A 13,015-nucleotide genomic window follows, 5' to 3' on the forward strand; every position below is an offset into this window, starting at 1 on the left:
TCGTGTACGTCGGAATTCAGCGAGTAGGATCGCTTTCCCCAGGGGAATTATTGGAATAGTTTGACCCCGTATCATACATCACTGACCCGCTTAATTGCATATTTTCAATACGATATAGCCAGGCCAGCAATTCAGCCACGGTGCGGTACAGCGCCGGGGGAATCTGCTGATCCAGCTCGACTTGCATCAGCAGGGAGACGAGCTCCTTGGACTCATGGACATACACGCCCGCATCGCGCGCCCGCGCGATGATGGCTTCGGCCACCAGGCCGCGGCCCTTGGCCACCACCTGGGGGGCGGCGTGGCTGGCGTTGTAGGCCAGGGCCACGGCATTTTGCAGGGGAATGTTAGGTTTCTCCATCGGCTTGCTTGACGATCAGGGAGTCGAGGGAGGTGCCGGCGGCCGCCATGGCATTGGCAAACAGGCCAGTATTGCCGCGCAGGGCTGCGGCAGCCGCTTCATTGTCCGCTTTCACCTGGACGTGGATCTGCTGGCCGATCAGGCGGATCGAGGCCGATACGCTGCCCAGGTGGGCGAAATTGAAGCGCACCACGCTGTGCCAGCTGGGGGCGTTTTCTTCGTCACTGCCTTGCGGGTTGGAACTGTCCTGGCCATGTTCCTGGCTGATCTCCCATTCCATCTTCTGGCCTGGCCAGATCTCGCCGTGCCAGACTACGCGCTGCTGCTCCAGGGCATTGAGCTGCAGGTTGATGATCTGGCCCAGCTGGTTCTGCGCCGGATCGCTGTCGTTGAGCAGGTTGATCTCGCCACCGCTGCGCGCGGCTACCTGGGCTTGCGGCTCCTTCATCAGCTCTTCGGCGGGACGCTGGCCGGCGGCCCAGGCGGCGACATGGGATTCATAAAAGACACCGCTGTAGTTGATGCCATCCTTGAGCGCTGCCGCCATCTGGTCGGCAGGGACGCTGGCTTTGGGCAGCAGCGGGGCGGGCGCATTGATATGGTCGGCCATGTCGCCTTGTTGCGACGCGTGCAGCAAGGTGTCGATCAGGCGCCCCGCGTGGCTGAGCGTGGTCGTGGTGCTGGACGGTGCGCCAGACTGACCCTGGCGCGCGCCTTTGGCCTGGGCGTCGGCGGCGATGTCCTCGTTCTGCGCGATCTGGCCGGCACCGCTGTCATCCCGGGTGACGAACTGCAGCGACTTCAGGTCCTTCTGCATGGCGCGTCCAGCCGTGCTCAAGGCCACCGAGGCGCTCTCCTCATCAGGGTGGATGCTGCCTTCGTTGACCGAGAAGGTTGGGCGGGGATCCTTGGAAACCAGCGTCAGGGTCAGCGTGTCGCCGACCTTGGCGGTATTGGGCAGCACCATGCGCGCCGCCGTATTGGCGATGCGTACCAGGAAGGTGCCGTCATTGAAGTTGGAAAGGATGCGGCCCGACATTTGCTGGCCGATGGCAATCTGGGCCAGGCGGCTGAAAGCTTCCTGCCTGGCATCGGCCACCGAAACGACCGGAGTGGCCGCTTCGACTGGATTGACGGGCTGGACGGCGCTGGCGATATCGGCCCGCGGCAACATGGTCAACTACCCATGCCGTAGGTATTGAGGAGCTTCTGTTCGGTCTGGTTGCTTTGGATGAGCGCCGACAGCTTGCGCAATCCCGGTTCGGTGAGGTTGCGGATGTCGCGGTCGTCTTCCAGGATCTTCTTGATGATGTCGACCTTGCGATGGCGCAGCGGCTCGGAGAGGGTGATGTTTTCTTCGCTGTTGCGCAGGCTGGCAATGTGCTGGCCGCACTGCGCTTCAAGCGCTGCCAGCAGGTCCCAGTCGCCGGCGCGGGCAGCCGAGCGCATCTCGTCGGTCAATTGCGAGATGGACTCGTAGAGGGCGATGACGTCATCACCGGTCATGTCAGTCAAGCCTTTGCAAAGCTGGGTTGGGCGTTGTCTTGCAGGAAAGCCATCTGCGGCGCCGATTGGGCGGCGTTGGGGCCGATCTGTTCCCAGGCCGAGCGGATGTCATCGAGAAGACCGTGGATTTCGTCCAGGATGGCCGGGTTGTTGGTCGCATTGGCCTCGAACAGCCGGCGGCTCATGTATTCGTAGAGGGAGTCCAGGTTCAGAGCCAGTTCGCCGCCGACTTCCTTGTTCAGGCTGGCGCGCAGGCCGTTGTCGATGATCAGGATGGCCTTGGTGATGGATTCACCCTTGTCCTTGATGTTGCCTTCGCCCATAGACTTCTTGCCCAGGGCGATAGCGACCAATGCGCCGTCGAAGAGCATGGTGATGAGCTTGTGGGGGCTTGCGGCGATCACGCCGGTTTCCACCCCGATGTTGGCGTAGGCGTTGGCCCCGCGCTTCATGCTTCCGAACATGACGTTCTCCTATGTTCGCGGTGATGCTTCAACTGCTCTTGGCCAGGCTGGCCAATTGCTGGGTCAGGTAGCTCTGCGTGGACTGCATGCTGGCCAGGGTCGTGTTGAGACGATTGAACTGGTTGGTGTAGTCGTCCTTCAGGTTCGACAAGCGCGTCTGCACCGTGCTTTGGCGATCCTGGTTGATCTTCAGGCTGGCCTGCAGACCATTGGTCTTGGAGGCGATGATGCCGCTATCGCTCAGCAGGTTCGTCAGCAAGGTCTGCAACTTGGTGACGATACCATTTTTGGACGATGTAGTGTTGGTTGTATCCGGATCGGTGCCAGTGAAGAGATTGGCAATGCCGGCGAAATTGTTGGTGGTCGCCGTGGACAGTTTGGTGGCGTCCAGCGCCAGGGTGCCATCCTTCTGGAAGCTGATGCCGATATCGGACAGGCTGCTGATGCCGTTGCCGCCATCCACGGTGGCAAACAGGGTATTGCGCAGCTGGTTCATGATGGTCTGGACCGACGACTCGCTGGCCAGTGGCGCCGATGTGTTGGCCTGGCCCAGGGTGGTGGAGGGCGTCTGCGCGGTCATGCCCGCCACTGCCTTGGCCAGCGTGTTGTAGGCGGTCACGAAACTGTTGGCGGCGGTGCTGATGCCGGATGTGTCGTTGCTGATGTTGAGGGTGAAGTTGTCCGCCGAGGTGGTGACCTTGGCCAAGTTCAGGGTCACCCCCGAGATGACGTTTTCGACCTTGTTGCTGGTGCTGGTGACGGCCACGCCATCGATGGACAGCTTGGCATCCTGGGCCTTGAGCAATTGGCCCATGCCGCTCATGGTGAGGCCCGAATAGTCGCCGGTACCGGTCAGCGACACTGCTGCCGTGGCGCTGCTGCCGGTCGGGGTCAGGACCAGGTGGTCGTTGCTGCCGTCGTTGCTGATGGAGGCGGTCACGCCAGCGCTGGCGCCGTTGACGGCGCTCACGACCTGGTTCAGGTCGATGTTGCCGCTGCCGTTGGCGGTGGGGTTGATGGCGACCGTGGTGTCGCCCACCTTCAGGCTCAGCGTGCCGGAAGTGTAAGTCTGGCCGGTGGTGACGTTGGGCGAGATCACGGTCCCGCTCGGGTCGGCGCTGAAGACCGAATAGTTGCCGGTGCCGGTGATCTTGATGGTGTTGGCCGCGCCGCTGTCCTTGGCGGTGATGACCAGGTGATCATTGGTACCGTCGCTGACGATGGTGGCATTGACGCCCGCATCGCTGCTGTTGATGGCGTCCCGCACGCCGGCCAGGGTGTTGGTGGCGGGCTGGATGATGGCAGTCGAACCGGTGCCGGTCTTGATGGCCAGGATGCCGTTGTCGAAGGTGGTGCCCGGCGCGATGCTGGCCGAGCTCAGCTTCTGCGTCTGCGCCAACTGCGAGACCGCCACCGAGTAGGTGCCCGACGCCGCCTTGGTGGCGTCGCGCGGGGCCTGGATCTGGGTCATGGTGCTCGGCGTGGAGCTCGACGGATCGTAGGCGAACGCGGAAAGGCTGTTGTTGGACGTGACCTTGATGGTGTTGGCGGTACCGCCGGCGGTCGACTCCAGCACCAGGTGGTCGCCGCTGCCATCGGTGGTAATGGACGCAGTCACGCCGGCCTTGGAGGCATTGATCGCATCGCGCACGCCGGCCAGGGTCGAGTTGGCCTGCAAGGTGATGAAGGTCGGGGAATTGGTGCCGACCTTGATGGCGATCGAATCGCCGGCGTTGTAGGTCGTGCCGCTGCTCACGCCCGCCGACTGCAGTTTCTGCGCCAGGATCTTGGTCGAGTTGTCACTGTTGACGTCGGCCGTGAAGGGGTCGGTGGTCAGGTTGCTGCCGGTACCGGCATTGCTCACCGAGCTCTTTTGGGAGCTGAAGCTGGCTGCGGTCAGGGCTTTGATGGCGGACTGATAGCTCGACAGCGCGCTCTTGAGGCTGCCATACGCAGAGATCAGGGTGTTGTAGCTGCTGGCCTGGGTGGTCAGCGGAGTCAGCTGCGTCTGGCTTTCGGCCGAGATCAGTTGGCTGACCAGGGTGGAGACATCGAGCGGACCTGCCGATGTGGAAATGGTGCCGGTGGAAGTGGCCACGGTTCAACTCCTGAATCTTTGCGTGAGGCACAGCGCTGTGCGGTCGTCCAGCGCGGTCAAGAGGAGATGGGCTCTCAAGTACGGCGTCTGGGGGGAGGGGACGCTGTGCGAAATAACTATCTGAATCCGTTATGAACTGGGGTAGCCGAATCCGTCATGCGCAATGAGCGGGCATTGACGCATGCGGGTGTTCAGCCACTGCAGTTCGTACCAGACTCGAGGGGAAACTCAAGCCTTTTCCTTGATCAGCAAGCCTTGCATCTTGTCGATCGATTTGGCGATGGCGATCGCTTCTTCGCTGGGAATCTGGCGAATCACGGTGTCCGTAGCCGTATCGACGACCTTGATGATGGTCTTGCCGGTATCCTGGTCCTTCGAGAAATTCAACGCGGCAGCATTGGCTGCAGCGAAATCGTTCAACTTGCCCACGGCATCGTTGAGTTCGCTATCGGTGGCGCGTCGTGCTTCCGGGGTGGCCGCCGGTGCGACCGTCGATACCACGGGATCGGGCTTCTCGGCTGTCTTCGGCGCTGCATATGCAGTACCGGAGTCGCCAGCAGCAGTGATATTAAGTGGGGCAATCGACATGGTACTACTCCCTTCCTTAAAGGAACGTGCGGAGAATAAGGTCTATCCCCCGCACGTCATCCTACCTAGCTATCTGGCTTATTTCAACAGCGAGAGGACCTGCTGCGGCGCCGAGTTGGCCTGCGACAGCATCGCGGTACCAGCTTGCTGCAGGATCTGCGCACGGGTCAGGTTCGCGGTTTCCTGCGCGTAGTCGGTATCCATGATACGGCTGCGCGACGAGGTGATGTTCTCGCTCGACACTTGCAGGTTGCTGATGACCGCGCTGAAGCGGTTCTGCACGGCACCGAACTCGGCACGCTTCGAGGAGATCAGGCTGATGGCCTTGTCCAGGTTCTGGATGGCCTTCTGAGCATCGCTCTGGGCGGACGGGTTGGCAACAGCCTGGTCCAGGGACAGCTTGGCGCTGTCAACGGCAGCTTGCAGGGTCACAGCCGACGAAGCCAGGGCGCTGGCCGACAGGGACGAACCGGTGGCGAACAGGTTGTCCAGTGCAGCCTTGGCCGAGGTGTAGGTTGCTTGCGCGGTGCTCACGCCGCTGGTGTCGCCCAGACCGATCAGGCCGTTGGCGCTGGTGCCGATGACGGTAGCGATGGTCGAGTTGTTCGACAGGTCATCCAGGGTGATGGTGATCTGGTCGTTCAGCTTGTTGTCTTGCACGTTGGCGCCGACCTGGAACGACAGGGTCAGGGAAGCCGATACGTTGGCCGACGTGGAGCCCACGCCAGCCGAAGCGCCTTGGCCCACACCGGTGAACAGGTTCTGGCCGTTGAAGCTGGTGCCGTTCAGGACGCGGAACACTTCCTGCGACAGCTGGGTGTATTCGTCGTTGAGGGTCTTGCGGTCTTGTGCGCTGTTGGTGCCGTTCGAAGCTTGAACAGCCAACTCACGCATACGCTGCAGGTTGTCGCCGACGGTCGACAGAGCGCCTTCAGCGGTTTGTGCCATCGAGATACCGTCGTTGGCGTTGCGTTGTGCAACTGCCAGACCCTTGATCTGGGAGTTCATGCGGTCGGCGATAGCCAGGCCGGCGGCGTCGTCCTTGGCGCTGTTGACGCGCAGGCCCGACGACAGGCGTTGGATCGAGGTGTTCAGCGACGACTGCGACGCATTCAGGTTCCGCTGCGTATTGAGCGACGGAATGTTGGTATTAATGACTGCTGCCATGTTAATTCTCCTAAGATTTGAGACCGATGATCCGAGTTTCAGTGCCTAACGTTGGTCTTCTACCCATGAGCCCCAGGCGTTTCAACCTCTGTTGATTGCTTTATCGGGCAGTCTTGGAAAAAGTTTAGGGCTATTTGCAAAAAATCTTTTTCAAGGCTTTCCGAACTAAAACTGCGTGCTTTGAAACTCCAAGCAAATCCTTTTTCGACGGCAATTCAAAAAACTTTAGGAAAATTGCTGTTGCGGCCAAGAAAAATGTTCTGAAAAGCAAAAACCGCCCTGAGGGGCGGTTTTCTGCAGGGGCGGCGCGGTTTCCGGGCCCGCTCACCCTTGGGCTTTCTTCTGTTGCAGGAGGATCAATTCTTCGCCAACGCGCTTGAGCACGGAATCCCAGTCGCTGATGGCGGGCTGCCGGAACAGGCGCATGCCCGGATACCAGGGTGAATCCTCGCGCTCGTTGAGCCAGCGCCAGTCCGGGATGTGCGGCAACAAGACCCAGGTAGGGTGGCCCATGGCGCCGGCCAGGTGGACCACGGAGGTATCCACGCTGATGACCAGGTCAAGGTTGCTGATGGCGGCAGCGGTATCGGCAAAGTCCTGGCAATCATCGCCTAGGTTGAAGACGGGCAGATCGCCGGGCAGGGCCTTGAGGCCTTCCAGGGGCTTGCCTTTCTGTAAGGAATAGAACTCCATGTTCGGCAAGTCGAATAATTGCTTGAAGGTATCCAGCGCAATGGAACGGTGGCGATCGTTGCCGTGCTCAGGATTGCCGCCCCAGACGATGCCGATGCGCAGGTTGCGCTCGGATCTTGACATTGCGTTAATTTTTTCACGCCAGGTGGCTGCCAGGATGGGGTCGGGCGCCAGGTAGCCATCCGGGTAGCGCGGAATGTCGTCCACCGTATGGGTCTGCATCGCGTAGGGCAGGCTCATGAGCACGTACGAGCAGTCGCAGGGCGGCAAGGGGTCGCTTTCCCGCACCAGCGTGATCTCTGGTGTGAAGGATTGGAACAGGCGGTACAAGGGATTCTTCACATGCACCGCCACGCGGGCGCCCTGGTCCATCACCAGGCGCGCATAGCGCAGGAACTGGATGCTGTCGCCGAAGCCCTGCTCGTGCATCAGCAGGATGTATTTGCCTGCCAGTGATGACTTGCCGTCCCATTTCGGAATCAATTCGAAGAGCTTGTGGATCAGGCGATAGACGTGGGCGCGTTCCTTGGTGACCAGTCGGCTCTCATGGCATTCCCAGCCTTCTTCGAACTGCCCCTGCAGCAGCAGTGTCAGCGCCAGGTTGTGTTTGGCGGTCGGATAGTTGGGACGGATCGCCAAGGCCTTGCGGAAGTTGTCGATGGCCTCTTCACTGTCGCCATGATCGTGCTGGATGGCGCCGATGTTGTTGTAGGTAAGGGCGTGCTTGGGGTCCAGGGCCAGGGCCTGGTTGAACATGCGCATGGCGTCGTCGAAGCGGTCGCCGGTACTGAAATAGCTGGAGCCGAGCTTCACGTAGCCATTGGGATCCTTGGGCGCGATCTCGATGACGCGCAGCAGGTGTTCGTGGGCTTCTTGGATCCGGTTCAATTTCAGATAAGTGTCGGCAATCTTGTTGTGGGCGTAGGTGTCCTGGGGATCAAGGAGGATGGCGGTCTTATGGGACTCCACTGCCTCGTTGTACATTTCCATGGCGTGAAGTGCTTCCCCCAAGGCTGTATGCGACGGGGCGAAGTTGATCTGCAGTTCCAGGGACTTGAGAATGGTAGCGACGGCCTCGTTGAAGCGGCGCGCCTCGATCAGTGCGCGGCCCAGGTGGGACAAGGGGCCGGGCGCATTGGGCTCGCGCTTGACGGCATCTTCGAAATAGGCGACAGAGGCTTCCGGGTCGTTCTTTTCGTGAAGCGCATTGGCCAGGCCGATGCGGGCTGCGCGGTTTTCCTTGTCGATGGAGATGGCGCGCTCGTAGAGGGCGATGGCTTCATCGATGCGGTCCTGGTTCAGGATCGCCCCAGCCAGATTGCTCAGGTATTCAGCATTGTCGGGGTCGGCCTCGATGGCCTTGCGCAGATAGGTTTCTGCCTCCCCGAACCGGCCCTCCTGCATGGCCACCAGCCCACGCGCGTGGTTGGCAAAGACCAGCTTGGGGGCTCTGGCGAGTACGGCCATGCAGAGGTTTTTGGCTTCCTCGGTCTTGCGGCTATCCAGCAGATCGAGGCATTTGCGAACGTCCAGCAGATCCTGCAGATTGGACTTGGCGGCGGGCGCCGGAATGTGTTTGCCGTGCTTGTTGCTGCTCTTGCGCGTCGACATCGAAAAAGATCCTCTTGGTTGGGCGCATCGGTTGCGCCGGGCATAGCTATCCAGCAGGCATGATATGCGCAACGCGTCACCGGTGAAGAGGTGAATAGAAAGCAAAAAACCTCCGTTTTAGGCGGAGGTTCATGCAGCAACGGACAATCAATGTCCGGTCTGAGCAGGTTCGCGACAGGTGCGGGCGGCTGCGCCGCTGGTCATCAGTTCCAGCTGCGCAGCAATCCCACGGCCAAGCCTTCGAGTGCGAACTGGTCGTTTTCCGGCTTGACGATGATGGGCTCGAACTCGGGATTTTCAGGGAAGAGGGTGATGACGCTGCCGGTCTTTTGATAGCGCTTGACCGTGACTTCGTCGGCCAGGCGGGCGACCACGATCTGGCCGTTGCGCGCCTGGTCCGCGCGGCGCACCGCCAGCAGGTCGCCGTCGAGGATGCCGGCATCACGCATGGACATGCCGCGCACCTTCAGCAGGTAATCCGGTTTGGCCGGGAACATGGCCGGGTCGACCTGGTAGGTCTTTTCCACGTGTTCCTGGGCCAGGATGGGCGAACCCGCCGCCACGCGGCCGATCAGCGGCAGGCTCAGTTGCATCAGGGCAGGATGGGGCAGGGCCATCTGGCGCGCGGTGCTCGCGCCGGCCGCACTGCCCGACTCGCGCAGGCGGATGCCACGCGAGGTTCCGGGGGAAATTTCGATGGCACCCTTGCGGGCCAGGGCCTGCAGGTGCTCTTCGGCGGCGTTGGCGGAGCGAAAGCCCAATTCGGCGGCGATCTCTGCGCGCGTGGGAGGGAAGCCGGTGTTCTCGATGGCGTTCTTGATCAGGTTCAGGATCTGTTCCTGGCGCGCAGTCAGTTTGAGCATGAGGGTGGCCTTTCTCGGAGGGAAGGCTGTCTGGATGAACAGTCTGTATTTTTATACAGGTGCAATCCTTGTGTCAACGGCAACATGCATATTCCTGGGGCGAAAAGGCAAGCTTTCTTGTTTATATAGAGCGTGCCGCAGGTGAAGGTCTTGCGTGGTCTTGTGCCCGGGGCCGCATATTGTGGTCCCCCGGCTGCATCGGCTTGATGCCGGCATTGCCGCGAGAGCGGAAACCTAGTATGATCTCGGGTTTTCCTCTTCCCACACCCGTCTTGACGCCGGGGTGGGCGTCTTCAATAAGTCCATAAGGAGTCTACATGCGTCATTATGAAATCGTATTTATCGTCCACCCGGACCAAAGCGAGCAAGTGCCGGCGATGATCGAGCGTTACAAGGGCATCGTCACCACCCGCGGCGGCAAGGTCCACCGTGTCGAAGATTGGGGCCGTCGTCAACTGGCTTACCAGATCCAGAAGCTGGCCAAGGCTCACTACGTCTGCCTGAACATCGAAGTCGACAGCGAAACGCTGGCTGAAATCGAAACCGGCTTCAAGTTCAACGACGCCGTCCTGCGCCACCTGACCGTCAAGATGAAGAAGGCCGAAACCGGTCCTTCACCCATCCTGAAGGCAGTGCAAAAGGAAGACGCGGCCAAGAGCCGTACCGAAGCTCCGGCAGCTTAAGCGCTGCGAACATCGCGGAGAGTGAACCAGCTTCAAGTCATCGCCAGCCTGGCAGAACGTGATGTTTTGCGTTACACGCCGGCCGGTATCCCGATTGTCACTGCCAGGTTGCAGCACCAGTCGGAGCAGATGGAAGCTGGCATGCAGCGCCAGGTCGAATTCGAGATCGCGGCGCTGGCAGCAGGAGAAATCTCCGGTGCGCTCAACAGGGCAGCGCTGGGGGAAGTCTTCCGGTTCACCGGCTTTTTAGCCCGCAGGAATCGCAACAGCAAGAGCGTCGTGTTTCATATCGTTGATTTTGGCCCGGTCGCGCCGGATTGAGCGGCGCAAGGTAGCCAAACAGACCTTACCCAATTTTTAGATACAGGAGCCAACCATGGCATTCGGTAAAAAGTTCGATAAAAGCAAGCTGAAAAACAAGCGTCAACAGCAAAACCCGCTGTTCAAGCGCAAGAAATTCTGCCGTTTCACCGCCGCTGGCGTTGAACAGGTCGATTACAAGGACGTGGACACCCTGAAGGACTTCGTCCAGGAAAACGGCAAGATCATGCCGGCACGCCTGACCGGTACCAAGGCCCACTACCAGCGTCAAGTTGACACCGCCATCAAGCGCGCGCGTTACCTGGCCCTGCTGCCGTACACCGATCTGCACAACGCCTAATCAGCGTCGAGAAATAGGAGAAAAACATGCAAGTCATTCTGTTGGAAAAAATCGTGAATCTCGGCGGTCTGGGTGATGTCGTGCGCGTCAAGGACGGTTTCGCACGCAACTTCCTGATCCCGCAACGCAAGGCCCGCCGCGCGACCGATGCAGCCATCGCTGAATTCGAAGCCAAGCGCGCTGACCTGGAAAAGGCTGCTGCCGAGAAGCTGGCCGCTGCCCAAGCCCAAGGCGAAAAGCTGACCGGCTCCACCGTGGAAGTGTCGCAGAAGGCCGGCGTTGATGGCCGTCTGTTCGGTTCCGTGACCAACTTCGACATCGCTGAAGCCCTGGGCAAGAAGGGTTTTGCTGTCGAGAAGTCGCAAGTGCGCCTGCCCAACGGCCCGCTGAAGACTGTTGGCGAACACCCGGTGTCGGTGGCTCTGCACACCGACGTGGTGGTCGACGTCACCATCGCAGTCAAGGGCGAGCAAGCGTAATACGCCTGTTTGCTGCAATTCGTTTTGCAATAAAAAAGCCGGGTTCGCCTGGCTTTTTTATTGTCAGTTTCTCCTGGGCATCCCGGCGGCACAGTGATTGTCGAGCAGGATGTCATTGGCTTCATGTCGCATCCGTTCGCATGAAGCATCAGGTCGTGCAAAAACGTCCGGTCTGACCTACGGCTTCACATCAGCAGGTTATAATGCGCGCCATGAAAGAATCGTCCCGCGGCAATCCAGAATTTTTCCGTGGCCAGAAAGAGTCATCGGACCCCCAGATCGATGCGCTCCGCGTGCCGCCCCACTCCATCGAGGCCGAGCAATCGGTGCTGGGCGGCCTGCTGCTGGACAACGCGGCTTGGGACCGTATCGCCGATTTCGTCAGCGCTGAGGACTTCTACCGCTACGATCACCGCATCATCTTCGAGCACATCGTCAAGCTCATCAACAGCACCAAGCCGGCTGACGTCATCACCGTCTACGAAGCCATGTCCACCAGCGGCAAGGCCGAAGAGGTGGGCGGGCTGGTCTACCTGAATGCGCTGGCGCAAAACACACCTTCTGCGGCCAACATCCGCCGTTACGCGGAGATCGTCCGCGATCGCGGCATCTTGCGCAAGCTCATCACCGTGGCCGACGAGATTTCCGGCAATGCCTTCAATCCGCAGGGCAAGGATGTGAAGTCCATGCTGGACGAGGCTGAATCCAAGATCTTCGCCATTGCCGAAGAAGGGTCACGCGGCTCGCAGGGCTTCATGGAAATCCAGCCGCTGCTGACCCAGGTGGTCGAGCGCATCGACGAGCTCTACAACCGCGACAGTTCCAGCGACATCACGGGCGTTCCGACCGGGTTCATGGACCTGGACAAGATGACCTCCGGCCTGCAGCCCGGCGACCTGATCATCGTGGCCGGCCGTCCTTCCATGGGTAAAACCGCTTTCTCGATCAACATCGGCGAACACGTGGCCATCGAGTCGGGCCTGCCGGTGGCGGTGTTCTCCATGGAAATGGGTGGCGCGCAGCTGGCCATGCGTATGCTGGGTTCGGTCGGGCGCCTGGACCAGCACCGCCTGCGTACCGGCCGCCTGCTGGACGAGGACTGGCCGCGCCTGACGCATGCCATCCAGAAGATGAACGATGCGCAGTTCTACATCGACGAAACGCCGGCGCTGTCTCCCATCGAATTGCGCGCACGTTCGCGCCGCCTGGCTCGCCAATGCGGCAAGCTGGGACTGATCATCATCGACTACCTGCAGCTGATGTCGGGCAACGGTGGCAGCTCTTCTGAAAACCGCGCCTCCGAAATCTCGGAAATCTCGCGTAGCCTGAAGGGCCTGGCCAAGGAACTCAATTGCCCGGTCATCGCGCTGTCGCAGCTGAACCGCTCGCTGGAGCAACGTCCCAACAAGCGTCCCGTGATGTCCGACTTGCGCGAATCGGGCGCCATCGAGCAGGATGCCGACGTCATTTTGTTCATTTACCGTGATGAAGTTTACAATCCGGACTCGCCCGACAAAGGCACGGCGGAAATCATCATCGGCAAGCAGCGTAACGGCCCGATCGGCAGCATTCGCCTGTCCTTCCTGGGGATGTACACCAAGTACGACAACTATATCGGCAACCTGGCGCAGCCTTACGGCGGCGACTGATGCCATGGCGGCGTACCGGACCGGTGCGCCGCTGCAAGAGGACCACGGGTGGCGCGGGGCTGCCCGTGTCATGCAAGACGGACGGCTCCCGAGGCCGTGCGTGCAGGACCGGCAGGGCGGGATTCCGGCTTCCAAGGGGGCAGCCGCAGGCCGGTTCGAAACGGCGCTTCACATGAGCGCTAACCATTGATG

14 protein-coding genes are annotated in these 13,015 nt (G+C 60.6%); 5 read left to right on the top strand and 9 right to left on the bottom strand.

The window, feature by feature from the left end:
- Positions 1 to 16: 16 nt before the first annotated feature.
- The 9 genes from CEJ45_RS03110 to lexA all read right to left on the bottom strand — a co-directional run bounded on the left by CEJ45_RS03110 (position 17) and on the right by lexA (position 9,351).
- The gene (locus CEJ45_RS03110; RefSeq protein WP_088753764.1) at positions 17 to 361 is read right to left on the bottom strand and encodes an EscU/YscU/HrcU family type III secretion system export apparatus switch protein; all 345 of its coding nucleotides are present in this window, start codon (positions 359 to 361) and stop codon (positions 17 to 19) included.
- Entirely contained in the window at positions 348 to 1,535 is a 1,188-nt protein-coding gene (gene fliK / locus CEJ45_RS03115; protein WP_088753765.1) for a flagellar hook-length control protein FliK, read from the bottom strand. The genes CEJ45_RS03110 and fliK overlap by 14 nt, the downstream gene beginning before the upstream one ends.
- 2 nt (positions 1,536 to 1,537) lie before the next feature.
- Complete coding sequence (locus CEJ45_RS03120) at positions 1,538 to 1,867, bottom strand: flagellar protein FliT (protein WP_088753766.1); 330 nt, start codon at positions 1,865 to 1,867, stop codon at positions 1,538 to 1,540.
- Between the two features lie 5 nt (positions 1,868 to 1,872).
- A complete protein-coding gene (gene fliS, locus CEJ45_RS03125) occupies positions 1,873 to 2,331 on the bottom strand; it encodes a flagellar export chaperone FliS (RefSeq protein ID WP_088753767.1) in 459 nt (152 codons plus the stop codon).
- Between the two features lie 28 nt (positions 2,332 to 2,359).
- Entirely contained in the window at positions 2,360 to 4,429 is a 2,070-nt protein-coding gene (fliD, locus tag CEJ45_RS03130) for a flagellar filament capping protein FliD (protein WP_088753768.1), read from the bottom strand.
- 228 nt (positions 4,430 to 4,657) lie between these two features.
- Complete coding sequence (locus tag CEJ45_RS03135) at positions 4,658 to 5,017, bottom strand: flagellar protein FlaG (RefSeq protein WP_088753769.1); 360 nt, start codon at positions 5,015 to 5,017, stop codon at positions 4,658 to 4,660.
- Between the two features lie 78 nt (positions 5,018 to 5,095).
- Complete coding sequence (locus CEJ45_RS03140) at positions 5,096 to 6,184, bottom strand: flagellin N-terminal helical domain-containing protein (RefSeq protein ID WP_088753770.1); 1,089 nt, start codon at positions 6,182 to 6,184, stop codon at positions 5,096 to 5,098.
- 324 nt (positions 6,185 to 6,508) lie between these two features.
- On the bottom strand, positions 6,509 to 8,488 hold the full coding sequence (locus CEJ45_RS03145) for a tetratricopeptide repeat protein (RefSeq protein WP_088753771.1): 1,980 nt from the start codon (positions 8,486 to 8,488) through the stop codon (positions 6,509 to 6,511).
- Positions 8,489 to 8,691: 203 nt separating this feature from the next.
- Positions 8,692 to 9,351, bottom strand: coding sequence for a transcriptional repressor LexA (lexA, locus tag CEJ45_RS03150; RefSeq protein ID WP_088753772.1), 660 nt, complete (start codon positions 9,349 to 9,351; stop codon positions 8,692 to 8,694).
- Between the two features lie 317 nt (positions 9,352 to 9,668).
- Between lexA and rpsF the strand changes: the two genes are divergently transcribed.
- From rpsF to CEJ45_RS03175, 5 genes are all read left to right on the top strand, one after another.
- Positions 9,669 to 10,034, top strand: coding sequence for a 30S ribosomal protein S6 (rpsF, locus tag CEJ45_RS03155; RefSeq protein WP_006462645.1), 366 nt, complete (start codon positions 9,669 to 9,671; stop codon positions 10,032 to 10,034).
- A 21-nt stretch (positions 10,035 to 10,055) separates the two neighbouring features.
- Positions 10,056 to 10,355 (top strand): primosomal replication protein N, encoded by a 300-nt coding sequence (gene priB / locus CEJ45_RS03160; protein WP_088753773.1) that lies wholly within the window; start codon positions 10,056 to 10,058, stop codon positions 10,353 to 10,355.
- 55 nt (positions 10,356 to 10,410) lie between these two features.
- Positions 10,411 to 10,695, top strand: coding sequence for a 30S ribosomal protein S18 (gene rpsR, locus CEJ45_RS03165; RefSeq protein ID WP_006462643.1), 285 nt, complete (start codon positions 10,411 to 10,413; stop codon positions 10,693 to 10,695).
- 26 nt (positions 10,696 to 10,721) lie between these two features.
- Positions 10,722 to 11,174, top strand: coding sequence for a 50S ribosomal protein L9 (gene rplI / locus CEJ45_RS03170; protein ID WP_088753774.1), 453 nt, complete (start codon positions 10,722 to 10,724; stop codon positions 11,172 to 11,174).
- Between the two features lie 203 nt (positions 11,175 to 11,377).
- Entirely contained in the window at positions 11,378 to 12,823 is a 1,446-nt protein-coding gene (locus CEJ45_RS03175) for a replicative DNA helicase (protein WP_041310594.1), read from the top strand.
- Positions 12,824 to 13,015 lie beyond the last annotated feature (192 nt).

The organism is Herbaspirillum aquaticum, from assembly GCF_002213425.1.
Taxonomy (GTDB): domain Bacteria; phylum Pseudomonadota; class Gammaproteobacteria; order Burkholderiales; family Burkholderiaceae_D; genus Herbaspirillum; species Herbaspirillum aquaticum.